At 54.9% G+C, this 16329-nt stretch carries 12 protein-coding genes; 10 read left to right on the top strand and 2 right to left on the bottom strand.

The features are described 5' to 3' along the window. The 6 genes from ACO1NT_RS11830 to ACO1NT_RS11805 all read left to right on the top strand — a co-directional run. The coding region (locus tag ACO1NT_RS11830) for a hypothetical protein (RefSeq protein ID WP_449048836.1) at positions 1-214 on the top strand (214 nt) is incomplete at its 5' end. A gap of 197 nt (positions 215-411) precedes the next feature. After that, a complete protein-coding gene (locus tag ACO1NT_RS11825; protein ID WP_449048835.1) occupies positions 412-1854 on the top strand; it encodes a sulfatase family protein in 1443 nt (480 codons plus the stop codon). A gap of 30 nt (positions 1855-1884) precedes the next feature. Next, positions 1885-3123, top strand: a complete 1239-nt coding sequence (locus tag ACO1NT_RS11820; RefSeq protein WP_449048834.1) for an FG-GAP repeat domain-containing protein — start codon at positions 1885-1887, stop codon at positions 3121-3123. 283 nt (positions 3124-3406) lie between these two features. Then, entirely contained in the window at positions 3407-4477 is a 1071-nt protein-coding gene (locus ACO1NT_RS11815) for a PA0069 family radical SAM protein (RefSeq protein ID WP_449048833.1), read from the top strand. A gap of 43 nt (positions 4478-4520) precedes the next feature. Then, positions 4521-5144, top strand: a complete 624-nt coding sequence (locus ACO1NT_RS11810) for a rhomboid family intramembrane serine protease (RefSeq protein ID WP_449048832.1) — start codon at positions 4521-4523, stop codon at positions 5142-5144. Positions 5145-5314: 170 nt separating this feature from the next. Beyond that, positions 5315-6982 (top strand): sodium/sugar symporter, encoded by a 1668-nt coding sequence (locus ACO1NT_RS11805; protein ID WP_449048831.1) that lies wholly within the window; start codon positions 5315-5317, stop codon positions 6980-6982. Here ACO1NT_RS11805 and ACO1NT_RS11800 read toward each other — a convergent pair. Then, positions 6964-7566, bottom strand: a complete 603-nt coding sequence (locus ACO1NT_RS11800; protein ID WP_449048830.1) for an RNA polymerase sigma factor — start codon at positions 7564-7566, stop codon at positions 6964-6966. The two genes, ACO1NT_RS11805 and ACO1NT_RS11800, sit on opposite strands and share 19 nt — an antisense overlap. Before the next feature lie 163 nt (positions 7567-7729). Here ACO1NT_RS11800 and ACO1NT_RS11795 point away from each other — a divergent pair, with 163 nt between their 5' ends. From ACO1NT_RS11795 to ACO1NT_RS11780, 4 genes are all read left to right on the top strand, one after another. Next, positions 7730-8806 carry a FecR family protein gene (locus ACO1NT_RS11795; RefSeq protein WP_449048829.1) on the top strand — a complete coding sequence of 359 codons (1077 nt, stop codon included), beginning with the start codon at positions 7730-7732 and terminating at the stop codon, positions 8804-8806. 13 nt (positions 8807-8819) lie between these two features. Further along, positions 8820-12221 (top strand): SusC/RagA family TonB-linked outer membrane protein, encoded by a 3402-nt coding sequence (locus ACO1NT_RS11790; RefSeq protein WP_449048828.1) that lies wholly within the window; start codon positions 8820-8822, stop codon positions 12219-12221. A gap of 6 nt (positions 12222-12227) precedes the next feature. After that, positions 12228-13772: a SusD/RagB family nutrient-binding outer membrane lipoprotein gene (locus ACO1NT_RS11785; RefSeq protein WP_449048827.1), complete on the top strand. Its 1545-nt coding sequence runs from the start codon at positions 12228-12230 to the stop codon at positions 13770-13772. Positions 13773-13865: 93 nt separating this feature from the next. After that, positions 13866-15932 (top strand): arylsulfatase, encoded by a 2067-nt coding sequence (locus ACO1NT_RS11780; RefSeq protein WP_449048826.1) that lies wholly within the window; start codon positions 13866-13868, stop codon positions 15930-15932. Here the strand turns inward: ACO1NT_RS11780 and ACO1NT_RS11775 are convergent. After that, the coding region (locus ACO1NT_RS11775; protein WP_449048825.1) for a magnesium chelatase subunit ChlI family protein at positions 15929-16329 on the bottom strand (401 nt) is incomplete at its 5' end. The two genes, ACO1NT_RS11780 and ACO1NT_RS11775, sit on opposite strands and share 4 nt — an antisense overlap.

Below are 16329 nucleotides of genomic sequence, written 5' to 3'. Positions count from 1 at the left end.
TCCCGAGGTAAGACCGGCCTTGGCGCAGTTGGACGTGCAGGCCGTGATGGGGCGTTGCAGCAACGTGGGGGTAAGTACAAACGAGCGGAACCCAGCCCTAGGGCCGGCCAACAGCGCAGGCGGTCTAGGGTTCGCGACTTCGCACCGGCGCGCAGCCGGAACGACAACTGCGGCACAGCCGGAGCACCTTGGTTACTTGGGTGCGTCCAAGTAACATGCCCGGCCGGCATAGAGGCCGGAAAGCCTTGCGGGCAAAGGCAAAAAAGCATCCCGCGCAGCGAGCCATACTAAATAAAACCTTCGTTTCCTACATACGGCCGCTCTGTAAACGACTATACGGGGCGAGGAAACATACTGAATAATTTGTACATTAGCGGTTGAATCCCAATAAGATTCCAAAACAACAGTTATATGGCCAGGTTTTCGATACGCACCACGCTTCTATTCGCTGCTTCCCTCTTTTCCGCTATTGCGGATGCGCAAGTAACGCCGACACAGCAGAAACCCAATGTCGTCATTATTTTCACCGATGACCAAGGCTACCAAGATGTCGGTGTGTTCGGTTCGCCCGATATCCAAACGCCCCATCTCGACCAAATGGCCGCCGAAGGGGTACAGTTTACCAATTTCCATGCGGCGCAAGCGGTCTGCTCCGCGTCCCGTACGGCACTGCTCACGGGGTGCTATCCCAATCGGTTGGGCATCCATGGCGCGCTCGACCATACCGCCGAACATGGCCTTCATCCCGACGAAATGACCATCGCCGACATGCTCAAGCCGTTGGGCTACCATACCGCCGCCATCGGCAAATGGCACCTCGGCCACCACACGGCGTTCCTCCCCACCCGGCAGGGATTCGATGAGTTTTTCGGTCTTCCGTACTCCAACGACATGTGGCCGCACCATCCCGAGAGTAAAAACTATTATCCACCATTACCCCTATATCAAAACGAACAGGTTATCGATACGGTAGACGACCAGGACCTACTCACGACACAATATACCGAGCGGGCGGTCGATTTCATCACGAGGCATAAAGATCAACCGTTTTTCCTATACTTGGCCCACAGTATGCCGCACGTGCCCTTGGCCGTGTCCGATAAGTTCAAGGGTAAATCGGAAAGAGGACTGTATGGCGATGTCATCATGGAAATCGACTGGTCTGTAGGTCAGATTTTGCAAACCCTTGAAGAATATGGACTCGATGAGCGTACGTTGGTCATCTTCGCCTCCGATAATGGGCCATGGCTTTCTTATGGTGGGCACAGTGGCGAGGCGCTTCCACTTCGCGAGGGGAAGGGTACGTCGTGGGAAGGCGGCATCCGCGTGCCCTGCATCATGCGCTGGCCCGGTAAGCTGCCGGCCGGCAAAGTACAGGCTGAACCGGCCATGACCATCGACGTGTTGCCCACCATTGCCTGGATAACGGGCGCGGAGCTTCCCCGGCGTCACATCGATGGGCTCGATATCTGGCAACTCATGCAGGTGGCAGACGGCGCAAAATCGCCGCATGAGGCGTATTATATTTATTACAACCGAAATGAACTCCAGGCAATCATCATGGGCGAGTGGAAGCTGTACCTGCCACATACGTACCGCACCATCAAGCCCGGCCAGGCCCACCGCGACGACGGTATCCCAATCAAGTATGAACGGGCCAGCGTAGCAGCCCCGGAGCTCTACCACCTTGCCAACGATATCGGTGAGACCACCGATGTGGCGGCCGAACATCCACGTGTGGTCGCAACGATGCTCCGATTGGCAGAGAATGCGCGAGCGGATATGGGCGACGCGCTCACCGGCGTAGCGGGCGAGAACCTGCGCGAGCCGGGCCGTATCGATGCACCGCAATAATCCCATCCGTTCACTTAAAATAAGTACCCGATGAACTCGATGAAAACCATGACGACCAAACCACTGGCCCTATTGGCCGCCGCCGGCATTGCCTGGTCATGTGCCTCGACAGTCGCAATGGACCCTAAAACGGAGACCCCATACTTCCACGACGTCACCGCTACCCATGTGCCGCACGATCCCGAGGCCCATATCCTGGAAGTGGCCTTCGCCGATGTGGATGGCGATGGTGACCTGGACGTGATTGCCGCCCTCGAAGCGGATGAAAACCGATTGTATATAAACGACGGGAAAGGGGTGCTCAGTTGGAAGCAGGGAGTATTCAAAGCAGCCAAGTACGATACCGAGCATGTGCGCGCGGTAGATTTCGACGGCGACGGCCATATCGATGTGGTGTTCGTGGCCGAAGATGACCAAACCCACGAGTATTACCTTGGCAGTGGCGACGGCACTTTCCGCGATGTTAGCGACCGCCTACTGGGCATGAGCGAAGGCAATGGCCTTGATGTGGGCGATGTGGATGGCGATGGCAGGGCCGATATCGTGGTGGGCAACTCGGGAAGCGAAGGCCAAGATTTCCTTTGGCTGAACGATCACGAACGCCCGGGGTACTTTATAGACCGTACTGCCGAGAACCTGCCGCAGGTTAATGACGCTACCCAAAGCATCAAACTGGCCGATCTCAATGGCGACGGCCACCTTGATATGGTGGTGGGCAATGAGATACCACCCAACCGCCTGCTCATCAACGATGGCACCGGCAAGTTTACCGAGCATGCAGACCGGCTCGAATTGCCCGAGCCTTTGGAAACGCGTGAAGCATTGGTGTTTGATGTGGATGGCAATGCCGATCCGGATATCGTCTTCGCCAATATCACCAGCAATGGAGGGAAGTGGGACAAAAACCCGGTTGCCCGTATCCTTATCAATGACGGCCAGGGCCAGTTTGCCGATGAAACGGCGCAGCGGATGCCCGCATATAAATTCTCTACCTATTCAGCACGCGAACTGGATTTCGACCACGATGGCCATCTTGACCTGCTGCTCAGCGCTGTGGCGATACCGGGCTTCTCCGAAGCCCCTCTGCGTGCCTATCGCAACGATGGGACAGGCCACTTCACCGATGTAACCGAAACGGTGATCCCGCCGTCCGTGGTTGGACGCAACTGGAACATCACCGTGGGAGATCTCAATGGCGATGGCATCGCGGACGCATTCGTGGGTGGATGGGGCTCACAAGGGCGTTTGCTTTTGGGGAAAGCACCGTAAGCAACCAGAAGAAAGTCGTGATTAGAGGAGGGTTCAAAAAAAAGGTCTCCAAACGGGGAGAATGGAAACCTTTTAAACTAACCAATTATAAACCTAAATTATGAGCTGCAAATATAGCAGTTTCGGCGCCTTGCTTTCGCTGCTTTAACAATTTTTAACGATTATTTTACAATGCGTAGGGATTGCCGACGACCGCATCTGCCGGTCGATACCGGAAACCGAAGCGGTGCCCGCCTAGTTAAACATCAAATAAATATACTAAATAAATTAGTATATTTGTGCAATGGATACGATACAAAACCCCGAATATTTCAAAGGAAGGGGTGCCCAGGTCAATACGCACAATAAATTCGCTGCGCAGCGCTACGTTGCCGAGCACATCGAGGGGTTGGATGAGGAGTTCCTCGAAAATTCCAACACGCAGCTTATCGAAGAACACCCTAAGAAGATTATCAGCGTTAATGACAGCCCCGATCTACGCATGGGGTATTCCCTCAATCCGTACCAGGGATGCGAGCACGGCTGCATCTACTGCTATGCCCGCAACGCGCACGAATATTGGGGTTATAGTGCGGGGCTTGATTTCGAGCGAAAAATCATCGTCAAACGCAATGCGGCCGATGTACTTGAACGGCAGTTCAACGCCCGCGGATATCAGCCGCAGCCGATCATGCTGTCAGGCAACACCGACTGTTACCAGCCGATCGAGCGCAAACTCGGTATCACGCGGGCCATCCTGCAGGTGATGCTACGCTACCGGCACCCTGTCTCTATCATCAGCAAAAATAACCTTATCCTGCGCGACCTGGATATCCTCTCCCCGCTGGCTTGCCTCGGGTTGGTCCATGTCGCCATTTCCCTCAACTCGCTGGATGAATCGCTGCGGCAAAAGATGGAGCCGCGCACCGTTACCGCGAAGGGCCGGCTCCAGGTCATCAAGCGTCTCAGTGATGCCGGCATACCCGTAATGGTGATGTGTGCTCCCATCATCCCCGGCCTCAACAGCGATGAGGTGCCGCGCGTCATCGAGGCAGCTGCGCACCACGGTGCGCGCGGGGCCGGGTATACGATTGTTCGCCTCAACGGCGCCATCGGCGAACTGTTTACCGATTGGGTATACAAGGCATATCCCGACCGGGCGGACAAAGTGCTCCATGGCATCGCCGCTTGCCATGGCGGAAAGCTCAACGATAGCCGCTGGGGTACCCGCATGAAGGGCGAAGGGCATGAGGCCGAAAGCATAAGGCAGTTATTCAAGCTCAGCGTCCGGCAATACCTCGGCAACCGCAGCCTGCCCCCACTGCGCTTGGATTTGTTCGCCCCAAAAGGCGGAAAGCAGCTCGATTTATTTTGAGTGCACCCTTTTTTTCTTACTTTCGGCAGTTGAAGATCATAGGATGAAAGAATATCTGATACAGACCCCGGTAGCCAGCATCATTTTTGCCTTTACCATCGTCACCAGCCTCTACACCTTTTCAAACCACCATCTTTTCGGGCGGTTCATGCTCCATCCGCACAGCGTCAGCCGCGGACGCCATCTCCACACCCTTATCACCAGCGGGCTTATCCACCGCGATTGGGGGCATCTGTTGTTCAATATGCTCACGTTCTATTTCTTCGGTTTCGCCCTCGAATCGATATTGGTCGGCCTGAGCCCCTGGGGTCACCTTCATTTCGCCCTGCTGTATGGTTTGGGCTTGGTGTTGAGCGATGTGCGTACCGTATTCAAGGAGCGCGACAACCCCAACTACTACAGCCTTGGGGCGTCGGGTGCCATCAGTGCCGTCTTGTTCAGCTTTATCCTGTTCCAGCCAAAAACCATGCTGGGTATCTTCTTCATCATCCCCATGCCTGCCTGGCTGTTTGGTTTTCTCTATTTGGGCTATTGCGTGTGGGCATCGCGCAATGCCCGCGACGGTATCAACCACGATGCGCACTTTTACGGCGCGGTATTCGGCTTGGTGTTCACGATCCTGCTATACCCGAACATCATATCCTATTTTATCGAGCAGTTTGCGTAAAGGCATTGAAGGCCTTAGTGTTTCTGTAACACCGTTTTAGTGTCTTGTAAATCAATGTGTTGTATACGATTCGTTAAAATAAAGCGCCAAATATGGGCGGTCAATATTGATTTTATGCGATTAATATTTACATTAGCGGCGGTTATAGACTTAATTGAATAGGAAGCATAATGAACACCTTAGCAACATCAGATTATATTGTTTTTCTCTGCTATTTCGTTATTATCGCGGGTTACGGCCTTTGGATTTACTACCGTAAGAAGTCCAAAGAACTCAACACCAAAGACTATTTTCTCGCTGAGGGATCGCTAACGTGGTGGGCGATAGGAGCTTCGTTGATTGCGTCCAATATTTCTGCCGAGCAGTTCATCGGCATGAGTGGCGATGGTTTCAAGCTGGGATTGGCCATCGCGGCCTACGAGTGGCTCGCCGCCGCCACGCTGATCATCGTGGCTGTATTTTTCATACCGGTATACCTCAAGAATAAGATTTATACCATGCCGCAGTTCCTCAACCAGCGGTACAACGGTACGGTGAGCACCATCATGGCCGTGTTCTGGCTGTTGCTCTATATCGTGGTCAATCTTACCTCCATCCTATTCCTGGGGGCGTTGGCGGTGTCGGCCATATCCGGTATCAACTTCACCGTTTGTATGTATGGTATTGCCATCTTCGCCATTTTCATCACGCTGGGTGGCATGAAGGTCATTGGCTATACCGATGTGATCCAGGTACTGGTACTCATACTCGGCGGCCTTGCCACCACTTACCTCGCACTGGATATGGTTGCCGACCATTTCGGTGGCAGCGGCGTGTTGAGCGGCTTGAGCCTGTTGCATGAAAATGCGCCGTCGCACTTCGATATGATTTTCGACAAAACCCAAGAACACTACATCAGCCTTCCGGGATTGTCGGTGCTTATCGGCGGTATGTGGATCGTAAACCTCAATTACTGGGGTTGTAACCAGTACATCACCCAGCGGGCCTTAGGTGCCGACCTCAAGACGGCGCGTACCGGCATCCTGTTCGCGGCCTTTTTGAAAATGCTGATGCCCATCATCGTAGTGCTGCCGGGCATTGCCGCTTATGTCCTTTATAAAGAAGGCCTCTTCCAACAGGAGATGCTCGACGCCGGCGCGGTCCGTCCGGATAAGGCGTACCCGGTATTGCTCAATCTCCTTCCGGTAGGCTTAAAGGGGTTGGCATTTGCGGCACTCACAGCCGCGGTGGTCGCGTCGCTAGCCGGCAAATCCAACAGTATTGCTACCATTTTCACGTTAGATATCTATAAGAAGATTTTTAACAAGGAGGCCAGTGAAGGGCAATTGGTCAATATCGGCAAAGTCACCATTATCATCACGATGATCCTGGCCGTTATCATCGCTCCACATCTGGGTATCGAAAAGGGTGGCTTCCAGTATATCCAAGAATACACCGGTTTTGTTTCACCCGGCATCTTCGCCATGTTTATCCTCGGGTTCTTCTGGAAGAAAGCTACCTCCAATGCAGCATTGTTTGCCACCATTGGCGGTTTTGCCCTTTCGGTGGTATTGAAATTCCTGCCGGAATGGACAGACCTCTCCGCGCTCTATTCCGTTGGCCTGGCCGTACCCAATGCCGCCGGCATCTACGAAATTCCATTTATCGACCGCATGGGTATTGTATTCGTGTTCTGTATCTTGGGCATGTTGCTCATCAGTATCGTAGAGAATAAAAGCGGTGTGGTGCCCAAAGGGCTGGAAGTGGATCGTGGTATGTTCAAAGTACACCCCGGTTTCCTCGCGGGCACCGTCATCATCATTGGCTTGCTGGTGGCTATCTACACCATATTCTGGTAGGTCGCGGCCACCCAAGCGACCAGGAAGAGGTAGGTGGTATATTTACCGGTATGCGCACGGATGTAATTGCGTATAAAATGCGATGCTTTCACAATCTGGTCCTTGACGGTATTTTTAGAAAGGGTCAATTGCTCCGCGATTTCATCGTGCGTCATCCCTTCATCGCGACTCATCGTATAAACCAGCTGCCGCTGGGGCGGTAACATCGTTATGGCTTCCTTGTAAAGGCCCAACAGCTCATCGTGTAAATACCGATCCTCTGTCTCGTTGCGCTGGGCCGGCTGCCGGTAAAATACGTACTCGCGCATCTGCCGGTCGCAGGCAGCCCGCTTCAGTTGGCTAAAAATGGTGTTACGGGCTGTTCGGTAAATGTAAGCTTTGATACCTTGGCTGGGGTCAAGCGATTGCCGATGTGACCATACCTTTGCAAATACTTCCTGCACCATATCTTCTGCCAATGCAGCCGACCTGAAATAATGGAACGCATAGCCATATACTTCTTGATGGAGCTGGTCGAAGCACACCTTGAACGCCTCGGCGTCGCCTGCGGCAATACGTTGGGTTATGGTATTCCAATCTGTCATCGTGGGTTCCTGTGTCATGCACGGGCAAAGATCCTGTCTGCTCGTTTCTTTTTGATTAGCTTATTGTTAAACCAGGAATTGTATGCGATGTATGTGTGTGCAACAGCTTATATATCAGTTTTGTGGGACAATGATAACGATATAAAAATGAATAGCAAAAGAAATGTTACACGCAATCGGTTGCGCAAAAAATCAAGAAAAAAAGCCGCGGGCGCATCGTCCCTTCGAGCGCTTTATCGGTATTATCTCTAAAAGCAAGGCACAACTGCCAGACAAAGCGATGAGGGAACTATTCAGTAAAATGCTACAGGGTGCGTGTACCAAGGCCGAAATCGAGCAGATCATCACTTATTTGCAGAGCGAAGGGGTAGATGGGGACATACCCGGCATCGAAGAGGTGCGGGCACTGCTGGGTGCGGGCGAGCGGATGGATACCCAATCGGCATCGCGGATATTCCAAGCGATCATGGATGGCAAACAGACTGAAGCACATTCATCCAAACCCATTCGCTTTATCCGGAAGCCGTCCTTCCTGGTGGCTGCGAGCATGGCCATGGTCCTCACCATTGCTGGCGCACTGTATTTGCATCAACCCAAGGCGACGGCCCGTACCGCTTACGGGCAGATAGACAGCCTGAGGCTAGCCGATGGTACGCTGGTCGTCCTCAACGCGAATACGGAAGTACACTGGCCCAAGGATTTTATGGGGGGGGCTAAGCGGGAGATATGGATCGATGGGGAAGCTTTCTTTTCGGTAGCCCATGTGGCAGAAAAGCCGTTCATCGTCCACACATCGGGGGGCATGGACGTTACCGTGCTCGGTACCGCATTTAACCTAAATGCGCGTGGGGCGGAAGCCCGTGTGGTACTGAGCAAAGGCCGCATAAAGGCCACCTACAAAGATGATGAACAGTTCCTCCTCCCCGGCGAAATGCTGTCGCTGGCCGGCGGCGACCAGCGGCTGCAAAAGGGCACAACGGATACCTTATACCACGCCTCTTGGCGGCATCACCTGCTCGCCTTCAAAAACGAGCCGCTTGCGCAAGTAGCCAAAACCATCCACGACCGTTATGGACTGCAGGTCCAATTTGAAGACCCGGCCCTGCGATCCCTGCGGTTTACCGGCTCGGTGCCGGCCAACGATCTCCCATTGGCACTCCGCATGATTGCGATGGCATTTCAACTGGATATCCAGCAAGGGAGCAATACCATTCTGATTCAAACAAATGAGCAACAATAAATAAGTAACCGTTATGAAAGTAAATGTACGTATCCGGAAACTATTGGCCATCCCGGTCCTGTTAGGGGCAATGGGGAACGCTACGGCCGCGCAACAGGCTGCGCTGGCCTTCCGAAGCACGGTGTCTGAGGTAAGGACCGTGTATTTCAAGGATTTCTTTATCGACCTTGAGCAGCGATTCAATGTGCGTATCAACTACGATGCCCAACGCATTGGCTTGGCTACCGTTGAAGCACCAGCCATCGACAACCTTTCCAAAGGTAGCCTCACCACCCTGCTCAACCGGCTCCTGTTGCCGCACGAATTGGAAGCCGAAAAGGTCAATGAGCAATTTTACGTGGTTAAACCCAAGGGCACCGAAGCCAAAACCGCAAATGCTACCCGTTCCACCCGTCGGATGGCGCCATTGGCCGCTGCCCAACGTACCGTTTCGGGCGTCATCACCGACGCTACCGACGGTACACCCTTATCCGGCGTTACCGTGCGGGTGCGCGGTGGCTCAACGAGTATAAGCAGCTCAGATGATGGCCGCTTCACCCTCCGCGGCGTTGCCGACGACGACGTGCTCGTATTTAGTTCGCTAGGCTACCGTACCCTGGAAGAACCGGTTTCGGGCCGTAGCAACCTGACGGTGCAGCTTGCGCGGCTGGAAGATGTGCTGGAGGAGGTCGTGGTGACCGCCCTCGGCATCCGGCGTGAAGAAAAGGCACTGGGATATTCGGTGCAACGGCTCAGTGGCGATGCGGTACAGAAAGTAAAGGGCGTCGATGTGGCCACGGCCCTGACCGGCAAAGTGGCCGGCCTCTGGATACAGAACAGCACCGAGTTCGACGAGTCGCCCGACATCCGCCTGCGCGGCGGCAGCAGCAACCCTTTGCTGGTGGTGGACGGGGTGCCCTATGGCAACTTGGGTCTCCGGGAAATCGCCCCGGATGATATCGAGAGCATCGACGTGCTCAAAGGCGCCACCGCATCGGCGCTGTATGGTGTGCGCGGTGGCGGCGGAGCCATCATCGTTACCACCAAAAGCGGAGGCAACGGCATCAGCGTAAACAGCAACAACATGTTCTTTGCCGGTTACCTTGCCCTCCCCGAAGTACAGACTTCCTACAGTGCCGGGTTAGGGGGCGATTACAATTCCATCGACTACGTTTGGGGCAATAAGCTCGATGCCGGTATCATGGAAGAACAATGGAACCCCGAAACCAAACAGATGGAAGTGATGGAACTCACCTCCCGCGGTAAAAACAACCTCCAGAACTTCCTCGAACCGGGTATCATCACCAACAACAACATCAGCTTCTCCCGTTCGGGCGACATCGGGTCGATCCGGGCCTCGCTCAACCATGTCTATAACAAAGGGCAATACCCCAACCTCCAGCTCAACAGGCTCAACGCAAACGTATCCGGCCGATTGAAAATCGGCGAAAAGTTCGAACTGCAAAGTGCGATGGGCTACAACCGCAGCATGACGCCGCAGGTTACCGGTGCCGGCTACGGCGACCAGGGGTTTATCTACCAATTGCTCATGTGGACGGGCCCCGAGTACGATGTTACCAAGTTCCGCGACTACTGGGTGGTTCCCGACAAGCAGCAAAACTGGCACTACAAGGCGTGGTATGACAATCCATACCTCATTGCTTACGAAAAGCTGTATGGCCGCGAAAACAACATGGCCAACGTGAACCTCACGTCGCACTACAAACCATTCAAGGGCGCCAAGGTAACCGCTCGTGTGGGTTACGACTTCTATTCCAATGAAAATACCCGCCGAAACCCGCCGGGGATATATTCCACCCGGGGATGGCACGCCAACGGCATGTACAGCCAAGATCAATACCGGGGTTATAGCGTCAATACCGATCTGCTTTTCAACTACGCCAAGAAGAAAGTGGTCCCCAACTTCGATATCGACCTGACCGCTGGGGCTTCCATGTACAAGTGGGAAGACCAACGATTGTATGCCAGCACCCGCAGCGGCATCGTAGTGCCGGGTGTCTACTCCCTCAACAATTCGGTCGAGCGGCCCGATGTAAGTACATTCCGCAACCATAAGCAGGTCAACAGTCTCCTCGGCTTGGCTTCCTTTGCTTGGAAAGATGCCATCTTCCTCGATATCACCGGCCGGAACGACTGGAGCTCCACGCTTGATGCTTCCACCCGTTCCTATTTCTACCCTTCCATCGCAGGCAGTTTGCTGCTTGGCGAATTTTTCCGTCTGCCGAACGGGTTGGATATGTGGAAGCTGCGTGGGTCGTGGACGGTCTCCAAAAGCGACCTAGGGGTCTATGCCACCAACGTCAATTATAATATCAGCCAAGGGGCATGGAACGGCCTCAATACCGCTACCTACCCATCCGGTCTTAACACCGCCGTCATCAAACCGGAAACCAACCGCACGTGGGAAGTGGGCACCGTGGTGAACATCCTGGCCAATCGGTTGGTACTGGACATGGCATATTATAATGTATACAATTACAACCGACAGATTTCGTCGACCATCCCCGAATCATCGGGCTTCACCACCACCCTCATCAATACCAATGAAACCCGGGTGCGCCGGGGCGTGGAACTGACCCTCAATGCCGGTGTCGTGAAACGCGACGATTTCGCCTGGGATGCAGCCATCAACTGGGCCACCACCCACCAATACTATAAAACACTGGATCCGATCTACTCGCCCGATAACCTGTGGACCGAAGCCGGCGGACGGGTAGATAACTATACCATCACCGACTGGCTGCGTACACCAGATGGCCAGGTAGTCCACAGCAGTGGTGGCCTGCCCATCCGTTCCGAATATGCTTCTGCCATTGGCTACAGCGATCCGAAGTTTATCTGGGGCTTTTCCAACTCGTTTACCTATAAGGACTTCGATCTCCAGCTGAGCTTTGACGGCCGTGTGGGGGGCATTCTCTACAACTACAGCGCCTACAAGATGTGGGATACGGGCTCGCACCCCGATAGCGATAACCAATGGCGTTATGACGAGGTCGTCAATGGCAATACTTCCTATGTCGGCAACGGCGTACAAATCGTGTCGGGATCGGCCACGTACGATCAGTACGGCCGAATCACGGAAGATACACGGGTGTTCGCGCCAAACGAGACGCCAGCCTCGTACGAGACCTATGCCCGCCGGTATGGCGACGGACGCTTCGGTGCTACCGACCCTACCTTCATCAAAATCCGCGAAATCGCCCTCGGCTATACGATCCCGCGCCATGTCACCGAACGTTGGGGCATGACCCGCGCCCGCATCTCGCTCACCGCACAGAATGTATTCCTGTGGACCAAGGATTTCCGGTTCGCCGATCCCGACTGGAATTCAGACAGCGACCTCACATCGCCCTCCCAGCGATTTATCGGACTTAACCTCAGTTTTCACCTCGGCCGTGCCGAACAATCAAAATAACCAGCCATGAGAACGAAACATATCAGAACCATCGCATACACCGCATTGCTGCTCATCGTCAGCTCATGTTCGCATTTCGACGAGCTGAATGTCGACCCTGACGGATCTACCATCGCCACTCCGCAGATGCTCACAACGCGCCTCATCCTAGACATCACCAGAAATGACATCAGCAGCCAGAAAGCGTTCATGAGTAACTTCATGCGCGATAAATATATCCTCTGGAGCGAGTTCGCACAGGGCGAACAGTACAATAATGTGGGCCGGGCCAGCTTTGGCAACTACGGCCGGCTTATCGACGTCGAAAAAATGATAACCTTTACCGAAGGAATCGATGAAGGCCTGGCCAACTCCTACCGTGCCTTCGGGCATTTCATCCGTGCCTACACGTTTTTCAATGCCACCATGGCCGTGGGCGATATCCCCTATAGCGAAGCGCTCAAGGGCGAAAGCGAAGGGAACATCAAACCCAAGTACGACACCCAGAAAGCCGTGTTCATCGGTATCCTTGACGAGCTGGATGAGGCCAACCGGCTGTTTGCGCAAGGCGCTGCCTTCGAGGGCGACATCATCTACGGTGGCGACCCCGCCAAGTGGCAGAAAATGGTCAACTCTTTCACCCTGAAGGTGCTGATCAACCTGCACCGCAAGACGGGCGACGGCGACCTCCGCGTCATCGAAAGGTTTACCGATATCGTCGCTAACCGGCCCATCTTCGAGAGCAATGCCGATAATTTCCAATTGGTGTATTCCGACCAGGAAAACCAGCGCTACCCCTTCCACAAGCTGGGCAACCAATTCGTCATCTATCCCATGGTGTCCGATGTGCTCATCGAACCGTTGAAGGCACTGAACGATTACCGCCTCTTTTACTACGCATCGCCATCGACGGTGCAGCTGGATGAGGGCCATTCGGTGTCGGATTTCGAGGCCTACAAAGGCACTGACCCCGCCATCGTCTATGCCGACCTCAGTGCCATACACAGTTCGGGCGACTATTCCGGGGTGAATGCCCGCTATACCGAGCTGGCCGACGCTGAACCGGTATTCCTATTGAGCCACGCGCAAGTGCAGTTTGTCCTCGCGGAGGCGGCCATACGGGGTTGGATAGGCGGAGACGCACAAACCTATTATGCCGAAGGGATACAAAGCGCCATGCGGTTTGTGGCCAGCCATACGCCCAACGACCCGTCGTTCCACCACAACCGCATCATGGACGAAGCATACATCGCGGCCTACGCCGCATCGGCGGCCGTAAAGCTGGCCGGCACCACCGCGGCCCAACTCGAACAGGTCATCACCCAAAAATACATTTCGTTATTCCTGCAATCGCCGCTTACCGCATTCTTCGAAAACCGGCGGACCGGATATCCGCAGTTTCCAATCAACCCCGCCTCGAACGAGAACGTGCCCGGCGACAAGCTGCCTGTGCGGTGGATGTATCCTAGCGACGAAATCAACTACAACGGCGAGAACGTTACCGAAGCCATCGAGCGGCAATACAACGGTAACGACAACGTGAACGAGTTGATGTGGCTGCTCAAGGATTGACGGCATAACGTTTCGTAAATGGCCGCGCGGCATTACGGGAAAAAGTAATAATTTGTACATTAGCCGTTGGTTGTGACAAACAATTAATAAGCCATGTACAAATTATTACTTTCCGTTGCCTTCGTCGGTCTGCAGTTCGCCTGTGCACAAACGGCAAGCCGCCATCAGCGCCCCAACATCGTATTGATATTGGCCGATGACATGGGGTTCTCCGATATCGGGTGCTATGGGGGCGAGGTACAGACACCGAACATCGACGCGTTGGCGCACCACGGCATCCGGTATAAACAGTTCTACAACGCGGCCAGGTGCTGTCCCACGCGTGCGGCCTTGATGAGTGGGATTTACCCGCACCAAGCCGGTATGGGCTGGATGGCCGCAGCAGATCTCGGTACGCCTGCTTACCAAGGGAACCTGAATAACCATGCGGTAACCATTGCCGAAGTGTTGCAGACTGCCGGGTACCGCACCTACATGACGGGCAAATGGCATTTGACCAACGAGCGGAAAATCGATGGGATGGTAACGGACAACTGGCCTCGGCAGCGGGGGTTCGACCGCTACTTCGGCATTATCCCCGGTGGGGCGAATTACTTTACACCGATGGTGTATAGCGGAAACCGACGGTACAGGGCACCCGACGGTTTTTACCTTACCGATGCCATCAGCGACACGACCGTCCGCTACATGGAAGAACACTTCGACAGCCACCCCGACGATCCGCTGTTCATGTACGTGGCTTATACGGCTCCCCACTGGCCGTTGCATGCGCTCCAAGAAGAAATCGACAAATACAAAGATACCTATCTGGCGGGCTGGGACACCTTACGGCAGCAGCGTTTCCATAGGCAGCAGCGAATGGGTCTGTTTCCCGGGCATGCGGTGATGTCACCGCGCGATGCCGCCGTTGCCGCGTGGGACCAACTCCCCCCGGCCAAGCAGCAGGAAATGGCGATGCGCATGGCCATTTACGCGGCGCAGATCGATATCATGGACCAAGGCATCGGCCGTATCATAGACGAGCTGCGGGGGCGGGGCCAGCTCGATAACACGCTGATTTTCTTCCTCAGCGATAACGGAGCCTGTGCCGAATTCATCAGCAGTGGTAAGCGTAAGGCGGTAGATGGGAAGGAAGATACATTTGAAAGCTACCGCATAAACTGGGCAAACCTCAGCAGTACCCCCTTCAAAGCTTACAAACACTTCACGTACGAAGGCGGTATCGCCACCCCCTTGGTGGTCCATTGGCCCGACGGCATCGATGGCGCCCTCCAGAATACCTTCGTAAGCCAATACGGGCATTTAACCGATATCATGGCTACCTGCATCGACGTATCGGGCGCCAGTTACCCGACAACCCTGCATGGCGATACCATCTACCCCATGGTGGGCAAAAGCCTGGTGCCGCACTTTACGGGACACGATAATGACCGGGGCAGGATTTTCTGGGAGCACGAAGCCAATATTGCTGTGCGCGATGGGAGGTGGAAACTGGTGGCTAAAACACCCGAGGGGCATCCGTTCGACCCCGATAGCCTACGGCTATACGATATGGAAAGCGACCCCATTGAACTAACCGATTTGTCGGCCCACGAGCCGGATCGCCTCCAACGCATGTATGCCGAATGGCAAGCATGGGGAAAGGAGGTCGGCGTATTCCCGTTGGATACCCGTGAGTACGGGCAGCGCGCGCAGGCTTACCAGCGGCAGATCAACGGCACGTTTAGCGACAACCTGGGCGGTTGGCGGGCACATGTGGGTACCCATGCGGATGCGACGATATCGGTAGATACAACGACGAAGCTGACCGACAGGAAAGCGGCGCGCGTTACCACGGTAAAAGCCGGCCCCAAGCCGGAGGCAGTGGCGCTATCATGGCCCTTTCGTGGCCAGAAAGGCGAGCGGTTCGAGGTGGGCATTAAGGCCGTGGCTGATCGGCAGTCGGGCTATTACCTGCGGTTGGAGCAGGTGGGCAAGAAGGGAGCGGAGCTGGTGAATGCGGAAATCGAGGTGGGCATCGACCCCCAAAACAGCCGGGTGGTATCTCAACCGCTGCCCGCGGATGGGGCCTACCGCCTATCGCTCTATTTCGGTGGCCGTGCCCAAGGAACCACAGTCTGGGTCGACGATGTAACCCTAACGCCGTTGCCGGCGCACTAACCCGCCCAACTGTCGCGGTCCAAGCTACGGAATTGGATGGCCTCGGCCACGTGTTCAGGCCCGATGTCGTCGCAGCCCGACATATCGGCAATGGTGCGCGATACGCGGAGGATGCGATCGTACGCCCGGGCCGAGAGGCCGAGCCGTTCCATGGCCGTTTTCAGCAGCGCCTGGCTACTTTCGTCAATACGGCAGCGTTCGTGTACCTGCCGGGGGGTCATCTGTGCGTTGCAATGCACATTGGCGTGGGCATCGAAGCGTTGCGCCTGCTGTTGGCGCGCGGCCACTACACGGCGCCTTATCGTAGCACTCGTTTCGGCCGGCTGCGGCGCGGCCAGTGGCTGGAAGCCAACCGGGGTTACCTCCACCTGCAGATCGATGCGGTCCAGCAGCGGCC

The sequence above is a fragment of the Parapedobacter sp. genome (assembly GCF_053550995.1).
Note: the sequence above shows the minus strand (reverse complement) of the source record. Positions and strands in the feature narration are given on the sequence as shown.